This window comes from Mesorhizobium sp. A556, assembly GCF_054489545.1.
Genome location: NZ_JBTMXA010000007.1, coordinates 15,477 through 32,904 on the forward strand (window position 1 = coordinate 15,477; position 17,428 = coordinate 32,904).

Below are 17,428 nucleotides of genomic sequence, written 5' to 3' on the forward strand. Positions count from 1 at the left end.
TTCGGGCCTGAATGTGCCGGTGAGTGTACGAAACAAGGGGACGCACGCGCCTGTCGCGAAACGAATGCGCCGTTAGGGCGTTGATTGACTGGCCGCCTGCGTTTAACGATCATGGCAACGCGGACGACGCCCGGAGGAACTTTCTTGGACCCGATCGAAAAAGCGATCCGGAATGCCTTCGAAAAGGGAAATGCCGACGATCGCGCCTTTCGTGAAAAGGTCTACCGGTCGGCTTTCGCGGCGCTGGACCGGGCGCTGCAGGCCAATCCGGGGACGACCGTCGAGATTGCGATCAAACGCCGCAAGTCGATGCAGGCGAAGATTGCCGAAATCGAATCGGAATATTTGCCGGCCGTGGCCGTGGTCGCGCCGGAAATAACCGTCGGCCGACAGGCTTCGGCCGTCGAAGCGCCGTCGGTGAGCGTCGGGCCGGAACCGACCGTGGACAAGCCTGTCTCCGACCGGGATCCGGCGTTGGAAGCCGATCGCACGGCTTCGCTCGACATTCCCGCTACGGGCTCGCTGCCGGTGCCCGACATCGCGCTGGAGCCGATCCTTGCAGGTTCCACGGCGTCGGAAGCCGGCGGCAATGGCGGCGTCGAAGTCATGCCCGACAGGGACGAGCGCCGCGCCGCGCGCCGCCGCCTGCCCTCTTTCGGCCTGCTTTTCGGCTTGGCATTGCTTGCCATACTCGGCGCGGGCCTGTGGTGGGCCTTGCAGTCCGGCGCCTTGAAGATGCCGGTGCAGCCGGGCTCCTCGCCCTCGGCGGCCGAAGGCGAACAGCCGGCAGCACCGGGCGTTCCGCTCAAGCCCGGCCAGGCGGACGAGGCGCGCGAATGGATTACGGTCTTTTCGCCAAGCGACCCCACGCTGGTCAGCGCACCGGCCGACGCCGGGGCCGAAGTCATGAAGGACGATACCGGGTCGTTCTTGCGCATCCGCTCGGGCGCCTCCGGATCGGCAATCAGCTTCGACGTCGGCCAAGGCATTCTGGAAAGCCTGGCCGGTAAGCACGCCGTCTTCGACATTCTGGCTCGTGCCGAGGAAGGCAAGGAAACGCAGATGTCGGTCGACTGCAATTTCGGTGATATGGGCGATTGCGGGCGCAAGCGATACGTGGTCGGCAACGAGCGCAACGAATATCTGTTCGACGTGCAGTTCCCCGACAAGCATCCCGGAGCCGCCGGTACCATCGCCGTCAATTCCGATTTCGGCGGGGGTGGCAAATCGGTGGACATTTACCAGATCCGCGTCTCTATCGCTGAATAACAGCAGCTCAATTATCGAGCAGCGCCTTGAGCGTCTCGATACGGTCGGCCTCGGCTACCGGCTTGTCCCAGCGCAACCGCGAGATGCGCGGAAAGCGCATTGCGACGCCCGATTTATGGCGGGTGGAGCGGGCAAGCCCCTCGAACGCCACTTCCAGAACCAGCCCATTGTCGCGGTCGGCGCGCACCGAGCGCACCGGGCCGAAGCGCTCGATCGTGTTGTCACGGACATATTTGTCGATCTGTTTCAGTTCCTCGTCGGTGAAGCCGAAATAGGCTTTTCCCACCGGCACCAGTTCTTGCGCGCCTTCCGGCCCCGACCAGACGCCGAATGTGTAATCGGAATAGAAGCTCGAGCGCTTGCCATGCCCGCGCTGCGCATACATCAGCACGGCATCCACCGTGTGCGGGTCGCGTTTCCATTTGAACCACGGACCCTTCGGCCGCCCTGTGAGATAGGGCGAATCCCAGCGTTTCAGCATCACGCCCTCGATGATCGGATGCGGCGGCGCGCTGCGCAGTTTCTCGAGATCATGCCAATCCTCGAAAGCCACAAAGGGCGACAGGTCGAAGCGGGCCGGATCGAGCGTTTTCACGAAAGCGTCGAGACGGCTGCGCCTTTCGCGAAACGGAAGACCGCGCAAATCCTCGTCGCCCTCTTGCAGCAAATCGTAGCAACGCATGAAGGCCGGATATTGCTGCATGATCTTTGGCGAGACCGCCTTGCGGTTCAGCCGCTGTTGCAGGTCGGAAAAGGTGCCGGTGCTTGACGGCGTGCCGACCAGCAATTCGCCGTCGAGCGTCGCGGAAAAATCCATCGCGTCCGCAAGGTCGGGAAAAGCACCAGATACATCGTCGCCGGTACGCGAATAAAGCCGGCGCACGCCGCCTTCGGCCACAGCCTGTACGCGGATGCCGTCCCATTTCCACTCCGCCGCATAATCGGCAGGATCGAGTTTTTCGAGGTCGTTGTCCCCGACCGGATTGGAAAGCATGACCGGGCGAAACAGCGCCTTGGCCGTCCTTTCCGGCTTGTCCGCTTTGCCCTCCAGCCATGCGAAAAGCTCGGCGTAGGGCGCTGCCAACCCGTGCCACAGTTCCTCGACCTCGGCGACATCGACGGGCCCGAGATTGGCGACCGCCTGCTTGGCAAGCCTGGCCGAAACGCCGATGCGCAAGCCGCCGGTGACCAGCTTGATGATGGCATAACGCGCGTCGATATCCGCGCTGTCGAGCAGCCCGGCCAGCACTTTCGGCCCGTCGGAGCGGCTTGCCGCCTGTAGCTTTTCCACGACTTCGGCCAGCGTCGGTGCGTGGTTCGGAATGGCGGACGGCGATGGCGGCCACACCAGCGACACGGTTTCGGCGAGGTCGCCGACATAGTCGTAGGAATAGCCGAACAGCACCGGGTCCATGCGCTCGGTCACCAGCGCGCGCAGCATGGCCGGCTTGACCGCGGCGATTTTCAAGTCGCCGGTAATCGCCGCCAGCGCCAGCCCGCGATCCGGATCTTCCGTGGTGCGGAAATAGTCGGTCAAAAGCGTAAGCTTGCCGTTGCGCGACGGCGTCAGCACCAGCCGGTCGAGGAGTTCGGCAAAGCGGTTCATCAGTCCCCCTCATCCTCATAGCCGACGAGATGCAGCGGTTTCGCCTCGATGCCTTGCAGTTCGCACCAGCGCACCAGCGCTTCCTCGCGGCCATGCGTAACCCAGACTTCGCCGGCTCCAGTCTCGCGGATCGTCAGGAGCAACTCGTCCCAGTCGGCGTGGTCGGAAATGATCAGCGGCAGTTCGACGCCGCGCTGGCGGGCGCGCTGGCGAATGCGCATCCAGCCCGAGGCGAAGCACGAAACTGGGTCGGGAAAGCGCCGCGCCCAGCGGTCGGCAAAGGCCGACGGCGGACCGATGACGATGGCCCCGGCGAAATCGCCCTTGCCGCCGTTTTCCACCGTGGCCGGCTCCAGCCGGCCCAGGTCGATGCCCTGCCCCTGATAGTATTCGCTAAGCCTTGCCAGCGCGCCATGGATATAGATCGGTCGGTCATAGCCGGCATCGCGCAACAGCCGCATGACCCGCTGCGCCTTGCCCAGCGCATAGGCGCCGACCAGATGCGCCCGCTCGGGAAATTGTTCAGTCGATTTGAGCAGGGTCGCGATCTCGCGCGTGTCCGGCGGATGGCGAAACACCGGCAGCCCGAAGGTCGCCTCGGTGATGAACACGTCGCAGGGCACCACCTCGAACGGCTGGCAGGTTGGGTCCAGCCTGCGCTTGTAGTCACCGGAAGCGACGATGCGCATGCCCTGATGCTCGACTGCGATCTGCGCCGAACCCAGTACATGCCCGGCAGGATGGAAGCTGACGGTGACACCGCCCAGCGCTATCGGCTCTCCGAGTTTCGCGGCCTGCGTGGTTCCGGCAAAACCTTCGCCATAGCGCAGCGCCATGATGTCCAGCGTCTGCCGCGTCGCCAGCACCGAGCGATGACCGGCGCGGGCATGGTCGGAATGGCCGTGCGTGATCAGCGCCCGATCGACCGGCCGGACCGGATCGATGAAAAAATCACCGGGCGGGCAATAAAGGCCTTCGGGACGGGGATGAAGCAGGTCGCTGGCGCGCATGCTGCAAAGATAGGGTTTTATCGCTGGAGGGAAAGCCGGTGTTCCAATACTCCTGCGACACATTCAAGAGGCACAATCAGACCAAGGCCCGTCAGCAGGCCGTCACGTCCGAACTCGACCTACCAGTAAACGCCGATCACTCCCGACATATTTTATTTCAATGCCTTAGGTCGCGCACTGGCGTTCTGTCAGCGACGTCCGGATGGGCAGAAATCATTCCCACTCGATGGTGCCGGGGGGCTTGCTTGTTACGTCGTAGACGACGCGGTTGATGCCCTTTACCTCGTTGATGATGCGGGTGGCGGCGCGGCCGAGGAAGGCCATGTCGTAGGGATAGAAATCCGCCGTCATGCCGTCGACCGAGGTGACGGCGCGTAGCGCGCAGACGAACTCATAAGTGCGCCCGTCGCCCATGACGCCCACCGTCTGCACCGGCAAAAGCACCGCGAAGGCCTGCCAGATGGCGTCGTAGAGGCCGGCCTTGCGGATTTCGTCGAGATAGACGGCATCGGCTTCGCGCAGGATTTCCAGCTTTTCGCGGGTGATGCCGCCGGGGCAGCGGATCGCCAGGCCGGGGCCGGGGAAAGGATGACGGCCGATGAAACTTTCGGGCAGACCGAGCTGCTTGCCGAGCACCCGGACCTCGTCCTTGAACAGTTCGCGCAGCGGCTCGACCAGTTGCATGTTCATCCGGTCGGGCAGGCCGCCGACATTGTGATGCGACTTGATCGTCGACGAGGTCGCACCGGTAAACGACACGCTTTCGATGACATCGGGATAGAGCGTTCCTTGCGCCAGGAATTCGGCGCCGCCCAGTTTTTCGGCCTCTTCCTCGAACACCTCGATGAACAGCCGGCCGATGGTCTTGCGCTTTGTTTCCGGATCGCTCTCGCCTTCCAGAGCGCCGATGAAGCGGTCCGCCGCGTCGACCAGGATAAGCGGCAGATTGTAATGCTGGCGGAACATGGCGACGACGTCGGCCGCCTCGTTCTTGCGCATCAGGCCGTGGTCGACGAGGATGCAGGTAAGCTGGTCGCCAACCGCTTCATGGATCAAAAGGGCGGCCACGGAAGAATCGACGCCGCCCGAAAGCGCGCAGATGACCTTGCCCTTGCCGACCTGCTTGCGGATCGCCTCGACAGCCTGTTCGCGATAGGCGGCCATGGTCCAGCCGGAACGCAAGCCGGCAATGTTATGGACGAAATTGTGCAACAGCTTGGCGCCGTCGGGCGTGTGCACCACCTCGGGGTGGAACTGGACGGCGTAGAAATTTCGTGCCTCGTCGGCGATGGCTGCATAGGGCGCGCCGGTCGAGGTGCCGACTACCTTGAAGCCCGCCGGAAGGGCGGTGACGCGGTCGCCATGGCTCATCCAGACCTGATGGCGCGTGCCTTTTGCCCAGATGCCGTCGAACAGGGCGCAGTCGTCTTCGATCTCGAGAAAGGCGCGGCCGAATTCGCGTTCGTGCCCGGCTTCCACCTTGCCGCCCAGTTGGGCGCACATCGTCTGCTCGCCATAGCAGATGCCAAGCACGGGGATGCCCACCTTGAATATAGCTTCGGGTGCGCGGGGACTGCCGATGTCGACGGTGGAATGCGGGCTGCCCGACAGGATAACGGCCTTGGGCTTGACCCGGTCAAAGGCCTCTTGCGCCGACTGGAACGGCACGACCTCGCTGTAGACGCCGGCCTCGCGGACACGCCTGGCGATCAACTGCGTGACCTGGCTGCCGAAGTCGATGATAAGAACGGTGTCGGAGTGATTGGCTGTCTTCATGGCGGGCGTTTAGAGAAGAAGTTGAGTCGGCGCAATGGGTTTGGCGTGGCCCGAACGTCGCACAAGACGCCTTATGCGCGCATCAACAGCAGATTTCGTCCGGTGAAACCCGTCAGCCGTCGATATCGTCGCGGCCCACCACCGTCATCATCGTGCCGGTCATGGTGGCGATGAGGCGCGCCTCGCCATCGGCGGCGATGGCATAGGCCTGCCCATCGGCAACCAGGATGGTGCGGCCGGGCTTGGTAACGGAGCCGCGAAACAGGAAGCGTTCGCCTCTGCCGGGAGCCAGCAGATTGACCTTGAACTCGATGGTCAGAACGCCAGCATCTTCCGGCATCAGCGAAAAGGCGGCGTAACCGCAGGCCGAATCCAGCGCCGTGGAGATGACGCCGGCGTGCAGGAAACCGTGCTGCTGGGTCAGCGCCGGCGAATAGGGCATCTCGATTTCTATGATGCCGGGCGTCACCAGCGTCAATTCGGCCCCGATGGTCGTCATGACCTGCTGACGTGCGAAGGAGGCGCGAACACGCTCCTCGTAATCCGGGGCCGGTACGATCTTTGCCGCCATAGCCTTATCCTCGCTGCTGCGATAGCCGGCTTATCGCAGAGGACGCCACGGCAGGCAATCGCAGAATGCTGCGATGCAGCAATCAGCCGGATCGGCGCATGGCGCAGAAATAGAAGCCATCGGTGCCGCTGCGGGCCGGCGACAGCGAAATCCCGCCTGCCGGGTCGATCCGCGCCGCGGCCTCATGGCCTGGGAAATGGGCGAGCCACAGCGCAGCATGATCGACCGGCGTAAATTCAGGAGCACGGCTCTGGAAAGCGGCAGTCTGGGCGGCGTTTTCTTCCTCGAAGACCGAGCAGGTAATATAGACGAGCAGCCCGCCGGGTTTCACGAAGGCCTTGGCTGCATCGAGGATCGCCGCCTGCTCGGCCTTGCGCGCGTCGAGTTGCCTTTGCGTCAGCCGCCATTTGGCATCGGGCCGCCTACGCCAGGTGCCGCTGCCGGTGCAGGGCGCATCGACGAGGACGATGTCCATGCGCTCCGTCAGGGGGGCAAGCTCGGACGGCTTGGTGACGACCTGCACGTTGCGGTTTTCCGAGCGGCGCATGCGCTCGAAGATCGGCGCGAGGCGCACCTTCTCGGAATCATGGGCGAAGACCTGACCGTGATTGTCCATCGCGGCCGAAAGCGCCAGCGTCTTGCCGCCGGCTCCGGCGCAATAGTCGAGAACCTGCATGCCGGCTTTCGCGCCCGACAATTCGGCCACTAGTTGCGACCCCTCGTCCTGCACCTCGAACCAGCCCTTCTGGAAAGCCGGCTCCGCCTGGACGTTCGGATGGCGGCCGTCTGCCTCGATGGGCGCGATGCGGATGCCGTGCGGCGCAAGGGCGCTGGCGTGCACGCCTGTCTGCGCCAGTTCGGCCAGCACTTTTTCCCGGTCGGCTCGTAGCGTGTTGACGCGAATGTCCAGCGGCGGACGCGCGGCAAGGGCCGCCCCCTCCTCCACCCAATCCGCGCCAAAAGCCTGCTCGAACAGCGGCACGCACCAGTCGGGAATATCGGCGCGGATTTCCGGTGGCGCGTCGTCGAGCTGCCGGCTTTCGATTGCCTTCAATTCGGCATCGTCAAGCGGCGGCGGCGCGAATTTGTCGCCCTCAAGGGCTGCATTCAGGGATGCCGCCGTGCGGCCTCCTTCCAGCAGCAGCGCGCCGAACGCGAAAGCGCGCGGCGTCTCCTCGCCGACCAGCCAGCCGGCCGAACGCCTGCGCCGCAGCGCGTCATAGACGATGTTGCCGATGGCGGCGCGGTCGCCGCCGCCGGCGAAGCGATGCGACAGGCCCCAATCCTTCAGCGCGTCCGCCACCGGCCGGTGCCGCCGGCCGATGTCTTCCAGCACTTCGATGGCTGCCGCCAGCCTTCCGCCAAGTCGCATGTTGTTTGCCGCCGTTTGTCGATTTCGGTTCTGCTGTAAAGCGCGCGGCCCGCATGCACAAGCGAGCGGGTCCGCACAACAGCCGCGCTTCCCAATGTCACGCGCGAGGCCTAATCTTTCGCGGTGATTCGAAGGTGGGACCCGGACGGATCCATTCCCATACCAGGAGAGGGTACATGAAGCTATTTTTTGCCGAACTGCTCGGCACGTTCTTGCTTGTTTTCATCGGTACTGCCGCAATCGTCACGGGCGGCATGGGCGATGCCTTGCCGCTTGGCAGTATCGGCATCGGTCTTGCTTTCGGCATGGGCCTCGTCGCGGCCGCCTATGCCATCGGCCCGATTTCGGGCGCGCATCTCAACCCGGCGGTGACGTTGGGCTTCTTCCTCGCCGGCCGGCTGCCCGCCAGGGACGTCATAACCTACTGGGTCGCGCAGGTGGTGGGCGCCGTTCTTGCCAGCATCGCTTTGTGGGCCATCGTTGCCGGCAAGGTCGGCGATCCGGTCACGAACCTCGGTGCAACGACATGGGACCCGACGAAGTGGGGGGTCTCGGCGATCTTCCTGATCGAGATGATCGCCACCTTCACCTTTGTCCTCGTCATCCTGGCTTCGACCAGCGCCAAGCACATGACCCCGCTTGCCGGCCTGATTATCGGCCTGACGCTGGCGGTGCTGCACTTCGGCTTCATTCCGGTTTCGGGCAATTCGCTCAACCCGGCACGTTCGATCGGGCCGGCGCTGTTTTCGGGCAGCGTGGCGATCGGCCAGTTGTGGCTCTACATCGTAGCCCCGCTGATCGGCGGCGCCATTGCCGGCGTCGTCGCCAAGTGCGGCGTGTTCGAAAAGGACTGATCGGGCCTTCCAGATCCAGCGAAAAAGGCCCTCACGGGGCCTTTTTTGCTTCAGGCCGTTTTCGCAACCTTCAAGCCGAGTTCCTCGATCATGGCGTCGCGCATGATGAATTTCTGCGGCTTGCCGGTCACCGTCATCGGCAGGCTGTCCTTGAAGCGGATGTAGAGCGGTATCTTGTAGTGGGCGATCTGGCCCTTGCAGTAGGCTTTTATTTCATCTTCCGTTGCGCTCTGGCCGGGGGCCAGCACGATCCAGGCGGCAAGCGCCTCGCCCAGCTTATCGTCGGGCACGCCGAATACCTGCACTTCCTTGACCTTGGGATGGCGGTACAAAAACTCCTCCACCTCGCGCGGATAGACGTTCTCACCGCCGCGGATGACCATGTCCTTCACGCGCCCGACAATGTTGCAGTAGCCTTCGGCATCGAGGGTCGCGAAATCGCCGGTATGCATCCAGCCGTCCTCGTCTATGGCCTCACGGGTCTTTTCCTCGTCCTGCCAGTAGCCCTTCATCACCGAATAGCCGCGCGTGCACAATTCGCCCGGTTCGCCCACGGCCACGGTGACGCCGCCCATGTCGACGATCTTGACTTCGACATGGGGCTGGATGCGCCCGACGGTCGAGACGCGCTTTTCAAGCGGGTCATCGACATTGCTCTGGAACGACACCGGACTGGTTTCCGTCATGCCGTAGGCGATGGTCACTTCGCTCATATGCATCAGCGACACCACCTTCTTCATCACCTCGATCGGGCAAGGCGAACCGGCCATGATGCCGGTGCGCAGGCTGGTCAGATCGAACGACGCGAAATCGGGGTGGTCGAGCATGCCCACGAACATGGTCGGCACGCCGTAAAGGCCGGTGCAGCGTTCGTCGGCGACGGCCTTCAGCACCGCGCCGGGATCGAACCCCTCGCCCGGAAACACCATGGTCGCGCCCTTGGTGACGCAGCCCATGGAGCCCATCGACATGCCGAAACAGTGGTAGAACGGCACCGGGATACAAAGCCGGTCTTCGGCGGTCAGCTTTATCGCCGAGGTGACGAAATTGCCGTTGTTGACGATGTTGCGGTGCGTCAGGGTCGCGCCTTTAGGCGCGCCGGTGGTGCCGGACGTGAACTGGATGTTGATGGCGTCGTCGGGCTTCAACTCCTCCGATATGGCATCCAGTCGCTCGTATTCGTCGAGACCGCCCATGGCCAGCACGTCGCCGAAATTGACCATGCCGGCGGTAATGTCCTCGCCCATGCGCACGACAATGCGCAGGGCCGGCAACGCCGCCGCTTCGAGCTTGCCCGGCTCGGCGGCGCCAAGTTCCGGCGCCAGCGTCTGCAGCATCCCGATATAGTCGGAGGACTTGAACGCGGCAGCCGTGACCAGCGCCTTGCAGCCGACCTTGTTCAACGCATATTTCAGCTCGGTCAGCCGGTAGGCCGGATTGATGTTGACGAGGATCAGCCCGATCCGCGCAGTGGCGAACTGCGTGACCAGCCATTCCCAGCGGTTCGGCGCCCAGATGCCGATACGCTCGCCCTTTTCCAGTCCGAGCGAAAGCAGGCCGGCGGCAAACGCATCCACCGTTTCCGACAGTTCGTTCCAGGTGAACCGCCTTTCCTGGCCGGCGAAAACAGCAGCCTCGCGCTCGCCATAAGCCAGGACGGTCTCGGCAAACAACTCGGGAATGGTCTTGTCCAGCAACGGCACCGTCCGCTCGCCGGAGACGTGCGCGATGCCGTCCAAAGGCGCAACGAAGGTCCCGCTACCGTCTGGACCGCCCTGATGCCGACGGTTCGGGTTCATCAGGACATCAAGATTGATCGCCATCGCCGTCACCTCCATTGGAGGCAAAAGCCTATCAGCCTACGGGCGCAGTGAAAACCGCTACGTATGGGCGGTCTCCGGGGTCGGCCCAGGGCATGGCCTACAGGCCGAGTTCGGCCCGCAATTCGGCGACGCTGTTCAAATTGACGGCGCCCTGCGGGCCATCCATGGGCTTTTCCGGCCAGAAGATCGTCTTCATGCCGGCTGCCAGGCCGGACGAAGCGCCGGTCCAGCTGTCGTCGATCGCCACCGCTTCCGAAGGGTCGACGCCAGCCAGCCACGCGGCGCGCAAGAAGGGTTCGGGATGCGGCTTGCCCTCGCGCACGTCGTTGCGGCTGACCGTTTTCATGCCGGGATAAGCCAGACCTACGGCGTGAAGATTGGCATCGACGATCAGCCGGTCCGAGTTGGAAACGACCGCCTGAGCCACGCCGCGCTTGCGAAGGTCTTCGAATATCTCGATGGCGCCGGGGCGCGGCTTCAGTTGATCGACCAGCGGCAGATAGTGGTCGTATTTGCGCACGATCCACTCGTCGAACGGCAGCGTGAGGCCGTGTTCGTCGCGCAACATCTCATAGACCGGCCAGGCAGAGACGCCAAGCACGCGGTCATGCAGATCGTCCGGCGGGTTGACGCCGGCGCTGCGCAGTGCCGCCACCAGCGCGGCCTCGTGCAAGGGCTCGCTGTCGGTCAGCGTTCCATCCATGTCCCAGAACACCGCTTTGGGTATCATTGCTCAATCCTCGCTTTTCCAGCGCCCGCCAGACTTGTCCGGAACGCTCTACCATTTCGACCGGGCATTGAAACGCCCGGTCGTGCGAAATCCGCTTGCCTGCCCAACGCTCTCAGGCTTTATCAGCCTCGAGTGCCCTTTCCTGAGCCAAGCCATCTTTCAGACAATGAATAATTGACACACTTAACGAGCAATTGCTCTTAAAAAGAAATCCTGCGAAGATGCGGCACGGAGGAAAGCCGGAATGAACGCCCAGCCCGAAAACAGCAGGCTCGATGACGCGGCGCGCGCCGGTTGGCTCTATTACGTTGCAGGCCATACCCAGGACCAGATCGCCACCGCTCTCGGCATCTCGCGCCAGACGGCGCAGCGGCTGGTATCGCTGGCCATGTCGGAGGGCCTGATCAAGGTCCGGGTCGATCATCCGATCGCCAATTGCCTGGAACTCGCCACCCGCCTCAAGTCGCGCTTTGCGCTCGATCTGGTGGAAGTTGCGCCCAGCGCGGCGGACTCCTCCTCCACCACGATCGGCATTGCCGAGGTAGCGGCCAGCCAGATAGAGCGGTGGCTACGCTCGCCCAAGCCCATCGTCATGGGCATCGGCACCGGGCGCACGCTCAAGGCGGCGATCGGGCAATTGCCGCCCATGGAATGCCCGCAGCACAAGATCGTTTCGCTGACCGGCAATATCGCGCCGGACGGCTCCGCCGCCTTCTACAACGTCATCTTCACCATGGCGGACCGGATCAAGGCGCGCTCGTTCCCGATGCCGCTGCCGGTCATCGCCTCATCGCGGGACGAGCGCGAGATGCTGCTCAGCCAGCCGATGATCCAGCCGACGCTGGCGCTTGCCGCACAGGCGGACGTGACCTTCGTCGGCATAGGCGACCTCGGCCCGAAGGCGCCGCTCTATGAAGACGGCTTCATCACCGAGAGCGAATTGAAGGCGTTGCAAAAGGCAGGCGGCGTCGGCGAAATCGTCGGCTGGGTGTTCGACAGCGAAGGCCGGCTGATCGACGGCGTCACCAACGATCGCGTTGCCTCCGCGCCGCTGCCGTCACGCGAAAAATCGCTGGTCGTGGCGCTGGCCATGGGCGATCTGAAGCTGCCGGGCATTCTTGCTGCCGTGAACCGGCGGCTCGTCAACGGCCTGATCACCGACGAACGCACGGCGACGGCGCTGCTGTCGTCCGGCTGACCGCCGAAAAAAATAACACCCAACGGCAACCAAAACGGACACCGTGGCGTTTCATGGTGTCGACCGCGGTCGCGCGTGCTGCGCTGCAGCGACGAATCCCGCTTGACATAGTTCCCATCGGGTGAATAATTGCTCATCACCAAGGCAATTGCTCATTCTTGGTTTTGGGAGGAATTCATGAAACTGCGCACGCTCATCCTGGGCCTGTGTTCGGCAAGCGCGTTCGCGTTCGCCGCACATGCCGAATCCATCACCATCGCCACAGTCAACAATGGCGACATGGTCCGCATGCAGAAGCTGACGGACGATTTCACCACCAAGAACCCCGACATCCAATTGCAGTGGGTTACGCTCGAAGAGAACGTGCTGCGCGAACGCGTCACCACCGACATCGCCACCAAGGGTGGCCAGTATGACGTGGTGACGATCGGCAATTATGAAGTTCCGATCTGGGCCAAGCAGGGCTGGCTGCTCGCACTCGACAATCTGGGTAGCGACTACGACGTGGACGATATCCTGCCGTCCATTCGTGGCGGCCTGTCGGTCGATGGCAAGCTCTATGCGGCGCCGTTCTACGGCGAATCCGCCATGATCATGTACCGCACCGACCTGCTCGAAAAGGCCGGGCTGAAAATGCCGGAAAAACCCACCTGGGAATTCATCGGCGACGCGGCGCGCAAGATGACCGACCGCGCCAATGGCATCAACGGCATCTGCCTGCGCGGCAAGGCCGGCTGGGGCGAGAACATGGCCTTCCTGACGGCCATGGACAATTCCTTCGGCGGAAGCTGGTTCGACGAGAAGTGGCAGCCGCAGTTCGATCAGCCGGAATGGAAGAACACGCTCGACACCTACGTCAAGCTGATGAAGGACGCCGGGCCGGAAGGCGCTTCCTCCAACGGCTTCAACGAGAATTTGACGCTGTTCCAGCAAGGCAAGTGCGGCATGTGGATCGACGCCACGGTGGCGGCTTCCTTCGTGTCGGACCCGAAGAACTCCACCGTCGCCGACAAGGTCGGCTTCGCGATCTTCCCGAACAAGGAAGGCGTCGACAATCACGGCAACTGGCTGTGGTCGTGGAACCTGGCGATCCCGGCATCCACGAAAAAGGCCGAAGCGGCGGAAAAGTTCGTGTCGTGGGCGACCAGCAAGGGCTACACCGAACTCGTCGCCTCCAAGGAAGGCTGGTCCTCGGCCCCTCCCGGAACCCGCACCTCGCTCTATAAGAACCCGGAATATCAGAAGGCCGCTGCCTTCGCCGGCCCGACGCTGGCCGCGATGGATGCCGCCGACATCACCAAGCCAAGCGTGAAGCCGGTTCCCTATACGGGCGGGCAGTTCGTGGCGATCCCCGAATTCCAGGGGCTCGGCACAACAGTTGGCCAGATCTTCTCGGCAGCGCTCGCGGGCCAGTCCAGCGTCGACGATGCGCTGGCGGCCGCGCAAGCGGCCGCGGTGCGCGAAATGACCCGCGCCAAATACATCAAATAAGGCCACCTCCCGGTGCCTTGGCCGTCCGGGTTCCCATCCGGGCGGCCACTTTCCCAATCGATGAAAACCTCAATCTGTTCGATGCAGGGTGATCGCCATGGCTACTCGGCAGACCGGTACGCTCGCGCGCTTCATGATGGCGCCTTCGGTCATTCTCCTCCTGATCTGGATGGTCGTGCCGCTGGCGATGACGCTGTGGTTCTCCTTCCAGAACTATAATCTGCTCGATCCGACCCAGACCGGCTTTGCCGGGCTGTTCAACTACCGGTTCTTCTACAGCGACCCGGCCTTCTTCCAGTCGATCTGGAACACGCTGGTCATCGTGGTGGGCGTGCTGCTCATCACCGTCATCGGCGGGATAGCGCTGGCGCTGCTCATCGACCAGCCGATTTTCGGCCAGGGCATCGTGCGCATCCTGGTCATCTCGCCCTTCTTCGTCATGCCGCCGGTGGCGGCACTGGTGTGGAAGAACATGATCATGCATCCGCAATACGGCGTCTTCGCCGATGTCGCGCACTTCTTCGGCCTGCAGCCGATCGACTGGTTCGGCCAGCATCCGCTGTTGTCCATCGTCATCATCGTCGCCTGGCAATGGCTGCCTTTCGCAACGCTGATCCTGTTGACCGCGCTGCAATCTCTCGACGGCGAACAGAAGGAAGCCGCCGAAATGGACGGCGCCGGCTTCGTCAGCCGCTTCATCCATCTGACGCTGCCGCATATGGCGCGCGCCATCACCGTCGTCATCCTGATCCAGACGATCTTCCTGCTCAGCGTCTATGCCGAAATCCTCGTCACCACCAATGGCGGCCCCGGCTATGCCTCGACCAATCTGCCGTTCCTGATCTACCGCACCGCGCTGCTCGGCTACGACGTGGGTGGCGCATCGGCCGGCGGCATCATCGCGGTTGTTCTGGCCAATGTCGTCGCGCTGTTCCTGATGCGCGCCGTCGGCAAGAACCTCGACAAATAGGAGAGACCAGATGGCACGCGCAGTCTCGACACAGGCCAAGATCGGCTGGACCATCGCCGCATGGGCGGTTGCCCTGCTGATCTTCTTTCCGATCCTCTACACGATCATCACCAGCTTCAAATCGGAGACGGAGGCGATCGCCGGCTTCAGCCTGATCCCGTCGGGAACGCTGGAGAGCTATTCCGAGGTGCAGTCGCAATACAACTACTTCAAGCCGTTCATGAATTCGGTGATCATTTCGGTCGGCTCGACGCTGCTTGCGCTGGCCGTCGCCATACCGGCGGCGTGGTCGATGGCTTTCTCGCCGACCAGGCACACCAAGGACATCCTGATGTGGATGCTGTCCACCAAGATGATGCCGGCCGTAGCCGTCCTGGTGCCGATGTATCTGATCTTTCGCGACTGGAACCTGCTCGACAGCCGCATCGGCCTGACCATCATGCTGATGCTGATCAATTTGCCGATCGTGGTGTGGATGCTCTACACTTATTTCCGCGAAATTCCCGGCGAAATCCTGGAGGCCGCGCGCATGGATGGCGCGTCGCTGTGGGGCGAGATCGTCTATGTGCTGACGCCGATGGCGGTGCCCGGCATCGCCTCGACACTGCTTCTCAACATCATCCTGGCGTGGAACGAATCCTTCTGGACGATCCGGCTGACGACGACGGAAGCAGCACCGCTCACCGCCTTCATCACCTCCTTCTCCAGTCCGCAGGGCCTGTTCTGGGCCAAGCTTTCGGCGGCCTCGACGCTGGCCATCGCGCCGATCCTGATCATGGGCTGGTTCAGCCAGAAGCAACTGGTCCGCGGCCTGACTTTCGGCGCCGTGAAGTAAACGATCCGATTAGCCCTTTGGGGAGGAAATCATGGGAAACATCACGCTCAAGAACGTCTCCAAGTCGTTCGGGTCGACCGTCATCATCCCCGGTCTCGATCTGGTCATCGAGAATGGCGAGTTCGTCGTCTTCGTCGGCCCGTCCGGCTGCGGCAAGTCCACGCTGCTGCGGCTGATCGCAGGCCTTGAGGACACCAGCGGCGGCACCATCAACATCGATGGGCGCGACGTCACCGGCGAGGCTCCGGCCAAGCGCAAGCTGGCCATGGTGTTCCAGTCCTACGCGCTCTATCCGCATATGAGCGTCGCCAAGAACATCGCCTTCCCGCTGAAGATGGCCGGCGAAAGCCAGGCGACCATCGACAAGAAGGTGTCGGATGCAGCACGCGTCTTGAACCTGACCAACTATCTCGAACGCCGGCCCGGCCAGCTTTCCGGTGGCCAGCGCCAGCGTGTCGCCATCGGCCGCGCCATCGTGCGCAACCCCAGCGCCTTCCTGTTCGACGAGCCGCTCTCCAACCTCGATGCAGCCCTGCGCGGCACCATGCGGCTGGAGATTTCCGAACTGCACCAACAGCTCAAGACGACCATGGTCTATGTCACCCACGACCAGGTCGAGGCGATGACCATGGCCGACAAGATCGTCGTCTTGAACGCCGGCAATATCGAGCAGGTCGGCTCGCCGATGGAGCTCTATAAGACGCCCGCCAATCTATTCGTCGCCGGCTTCATCGGCTCGCCGAAGATGAACCTGATCGAGGGCGCGCCAGCCGCCAAACATGGCGCCAAGACCATCGGCATACGGCCCGAGCATCTGAAAATCTCGACCACTGCCGGCGAATGGAAAGCCAAGGTCGGCGTTGCCGAACATCTCGGCTCCGACACTTTCCTCCATGTCCAGACGGACGACGTCGGTCCGCTGACGGTACGCGCCGACGGCGAGATGGCGGCCCATCACGGCGATATCATCTATCTGACGCCGGACCAGACCAAGCTGCACCGCTTCGGTGCGGACGGGAAGGCAATCTGACATGCGGCTGGCGGGCAAATCGGCGCTAATAACAGGCTCCGCGCGCGGCATCGGCCGGGCCTTTGCCGAAGCCTATCTTCGCGAGGGCGCGACCGTCGCCATTGCCGACATCAATCTCGAAGCGGCCCAAAAGACCGCCGCCGAACTGGGCGAGAAGGCGTATGCCGTAAAGCTCGACGTTACCGACCTCGCCTCTATCGAAGCCGCGGTCAAGGCTGTGGAGGAGCGGACCGGCGGGCTGGATATCGTGATCAACAATGCCGCGCTGTTCGATGCCGCCCCCATCGTCGAAATCTCGAAGGCCAGCTACGACAAGCTGTTTGCGGTCAATGTCGCCGGCACGCTGTTCATGATGCAGATGGCCGCGCGCTCCATGATCGCGCGGGGCAAGGGCGGCAAGATCATCAATATGGCGAGCCAGGCCGGGCGGCGCGGCGAACCGCTGGTTGCCGTCTATTGCGCCACCAAGGCGGCCGTCATCTCGCTGACCCAATCGGCGGGGCTCGACCTCATAAAACACCGCATCAACGTCAACGCCATCGCGCCGGGCGTGGTCGACGGCGAGCACTGGGACGGCGTCGACGCGCTGTTTGCAAAGTACGAAAACCGCCCGCGTGGCGAGAAGAAGAAACTCGTCGGCGAGAGCGTTCCCTATGGCCGCATGGGCCAGGCCGAAGACCTGACCGGCATGGCGGTGTTCCTCGCCAGCGCGGAGGCCGAATACATCGTCGCCCAGACCTACAATGTCGACGGCGGCCAATGGATGAGCTGATGGGGATGAGCTGAATTTCCTTCTCCCCTTGTGGGAGAAGGTGGCCGAGCGGAGCGAGGTCGGATGAGGGGTGTTCCAGCCTGGCGCTCCGTCCGTCACCCCTCATCCGTCTCGACGCTAC

The 17,428-nt window shown here is 63.1% G+C and carries 15 protein-coding genes; 8 read left to right on the forward strand and 7 right to left on the reverse strand.

All coding sequences use genetic code 11. From position 1 onward, the window contains the following. Positions 1–144 precede the first annotated feature (144 nt). A complete protein-coding gene (locus ACX3P0_RS15080) occupies positions 145–1,269 on the forward strand; it encodes a hypothetical protein (RefSeq protein ID WP_459089685.1) in 1,125 nt (374 codons plus the stop codon). A gap of 7 nt (positions 1,270–1,276) precedes the next feature. Here ACX3P0_RS15080 and ACX3P0_RS15085 read toward each other — a convergent pair whose 3' ends face one another. From ACX3P0_RS15085 to ACX3P0_RS15105, 5 genes are all read right to left on the reverse strand, one after another. Beyond that, on the reverse strand, positions 1,277–2,875 hold the full coding sequence (locus tag ACX3P0_RS15085; protein ID WP_459089687.1) for a cisplatin damage response ATP-dependent DNA ligase: 1,599 nt from the start codon (positions 2,873–2,875) through the stop codon (positions 1,277–1,279). After that, the gene (locus tag ACX3P0_RS15090; protein ID WP_459089689.1) at positions 2,875–3,885 is read right to left on the reverse strand and encodes a ligase-associated DNA damage response exonuclease; all 1,011 of its coding nucleotides are present in this window, start codon (positions 3,883–3,885) and stop codon (positions 2,875–2,877) included. Before ACX3P0_RS15090 ends, ACX3P0_RS15085 begins: the two co-directional genes overlap by 1 nt. A gap of 213 nt (positions 3,886–4,098) precedes the next feature. Beyond that, entirely contained in the window at positions 4,099–5,661 is a 1,563-nt protein-coding gene (gene guaA, locus ACX3P0_RS15095) for a glutamine-hydrolyzing GMP synthase (RefSeq protein WP_459089691.1), read from the reverse strand. Between the two features lie 112 nt (positions 5,662–5,773). After that, positions 5,774–6,232, reverse strand: coding sequence for a PaaI family thioesterase (locus ACX3P0_RS15100; RefSeq protein WP_459077889.1), 459 nt, complete (start codon positions 6,230–6,232; stop codon positions 5,774–5,776). Positions 6,233–6,314: 82 nt separating this feature from the next. Continuing rightward, positions 6,315–7,604 carry an RsmB/NOP family class I SAM-dependent RNA methyltransferase gene (locus ACX3P0_RS15105; RefSeq protein WP_459089693.1) on the reverse strand — a complete coding sequence of 430 codons (1,290 nt, stop codon included), beginning with the start codon at positions 7,602–7,604 and terminating at the stop codon, positions 6,315–6,317. Between the two features lie 176 nt (positions 7,605–7,780). Between ACX3P0_RS15105 and ACX3P0_RS15110 the strand changes: the two genes are divergently transcribed. Next, positions 7,781–8,458, forward strand: a complete 678-nt coding sequence (locus ACX3P0_RS15110) for an MIP/aquaporin family protein (protein WP_459089694.1) — start codon at positions 7,781–7,783, stop codon at positions 8,456–8,458. A gap of 50 nt (positions 8,459–8,508) precedes the next feature. On the opposite strand, the gene ACX3P0_RS15115 is transcribed toward ACX3P0_RS15110, so the two are convergent. Continuing rightward, positions 8,509–10,281 carry an AMP-binding protein gene (locus ACX3P0_RS15115; protein ID WP_459089696.1) on the reverse strand — a complete coding sequence of 591 codons (1,773 nt, stop codon included), beginning with the start codon at positions 10,279–10,281 and terminating at the stop codon, positions 8,509–8,511. Between the two features lie 97 nt (positions 10,282–10,378). Continuing rightward, positions 10,379–11,011, reverse strand: a complete 633-nt coding sequence (locus ACX3P0_RS15120; RefSeq protein ID WP_459089698.1) for an HAD family hydrolase — start codon at positions 11,009–11,011, stop codon at positions 10,379–10,381. Positions 11,012–11,255: 244 nt separating this feature from the next. Between ACX3P0_RS15120 and ACX3P0_RS15125 the strand changes: the two genes are divergently transcribed. From ACX3P0_RS15125 to ACX3P0_RS15150, 6 genes are all read left to right on the forward strand, one after another. After that, on the forward strand, positions 11,256–12,209 hold the full coding sequence (locus tag ACX3P0_RS15125) for a sugar-binding transcriptional regulator (RefSeq protein ID WP_459089700.1): 954 nt from the start codon (positions 11,256–11,258) through the stop codon (positions 12,207–12,209). Positions 12,210–12,386: 177 nt separating this feature from the next. Next, a complete protein-coding gene (locus ACX3P0_RS15130) occupies positions 12,387–13,700 on the forward strand; it encodes an ABC transporter substrate-binding protein (protein ID WP_459089701.1) in 1,314 nt (437 codons plus the stop codon). A 97-nt stretch (positions 13,701–13,797) separates the two neighbouring features. After that, positions 13,798–14,670 carry a carbohydrate ABC transporter permease gene (locus ACX3P0_RS15135; RefSeq protein ID WP_459077882.1) on the forward strand — a complete coding sequence of 291 codons (873 nt, stop codon included), beginning with the start codon at positions 13,798–13,800 and terminating at the stop codon, positions 14,668–14,670. Positions 14,671–14,680: 10 nt separating this feature from the next. Then, on the forward strand, positions 14,681–15,505 hold the full coding sequence (locus tag ACX3P0_RS15140; RefSeq protein ID WP_459077881.1) for a carbohydrate ABC transporter permease: 825 nt from the start codon (positions 14,681–14,683) through the stop codon (positions 15,503–15,505). 31 nt (positions 15,506–15,536) lie between these two features. Beyond that, positions 15,537–16,535, forward strand: coding sequence for an ABC transporter ATP-binding protein (locus tag ACX3P0_RS15145; RefSeq protein ID WP_459089702.1), 999 nt, complete (start codon positions 15,537–15,539; stop codon positions 16,533–16,535). Between the two features lies 1 nt (position 16,536). Next, positions 16,537–17,307, forward strand: coding sequence for an L-iditol 2-dehydrogenase (locus ACX3P0_RS15150; RefSeq protein ID WP_459089704.1), 771 nt, complete (start codon positions 16,537–16,539; stop codon positions 17,305–17,307). Positions 17,308–17,428: the final 121 nt, after the last annotated feature.

Coding starts and splice junctions, on each gene's coding strand:
- ACX3P0_RS15120 (WP_459089698.1), bottom strand. CDS start 11,011: ATGATACCCAAAGCGGTGTTCTGGGACATGGATGGAACGCTGACCGAC.
- ACX3P0_RS15145 (WP_459089702.1), top strand. CDS start 15,537: ATGGGAAACATCACGCTCAAGAACGTCTCCAAGTCGTTCGGGTCGACC.
- ACX3P0_RS15090 (WP_459089689.1), bottom strand. CDS start 3,885: ATGCGCGCCAGCGACCTGCTTCATCCCCGTCCCGAAGGCCTTTATTGC.
- ACX3P0_RS15115 (WP_459089696.1), bottom strand. CDS start 10,281: ATGGCGATCAATCTTGATGTCCTGATGAACCCGAACCGTCGGCATCAG.
- ACX3P0_RS15125 (WP_459089700.1), top strand. CDS start 11,256: ATGAACGCCCAGCCCGAAAACAGCAGGCTCGATGACGCGGCGCGCGCC.
- guaA (WP_459089691.1), bottom strand. CDS start 5,661: ATGAAGACAGCCAATCACTCCGACACCGTTCTTATCATCGACTTCGGC.
- ACX3P0_RS15085 (WP_459089687.1), bottom strand. CDS start 2,875: ATGAACCGCTTTGCCGAACTCCTCGACCGGCTGGTGCTGACGCCGTCG.
- ACX3P0_RS15110 (WP_459089694.1), top strand. CDS start 7,781: ATGAAGCTATTTTTTGCCGAACTGCTCGGCACGTTCTTGCTTGTTTTC.
- ACX3P0_RS15105 (WP_459089693.1), bottom strand. CDS start 7,604: ATGCGACTTGGCGGAAGGCTGGCGGCAGCCATCGAAGTGCTGGAAGAC.
- ACX3P0_RS15100 (WP_459077889.1), bottom strand. CDS start 6,232: ATGGCGGCAAAGATCGTACCGGCCCCGGATTACGAGGAGCGTGTTCGC.
- ACX3P0_RS15150 (WP_459089704.1), top strand. CDS start 16,537: ATGCGGCTGGCGGGCAAATCGGCGCTAATAACAGGCTCCGCGCGCGGC.
- ACX3P0_RS15140 (WP_459077881.1), top strand. CDS start 14,681: ATGGCACGCGCAGTCTCGACACAGGCCAAGATCGGCTGGACCATCGCC.
- ACX3P0_RS15135 (WP_459077882.1), top strand. CDS start 13,798: ATGGCTACTCGGCAGACCGGTACGCTCGCGCGCTTCATGATGGCGCCT.
- ACX3P0_RS15130 (WP_459089701.1), top strand. CDS start 12,387: ATGAAACTGCGCACGCTCATCCTGGGCCTGTGTTCGGCAAGCGCGTTC.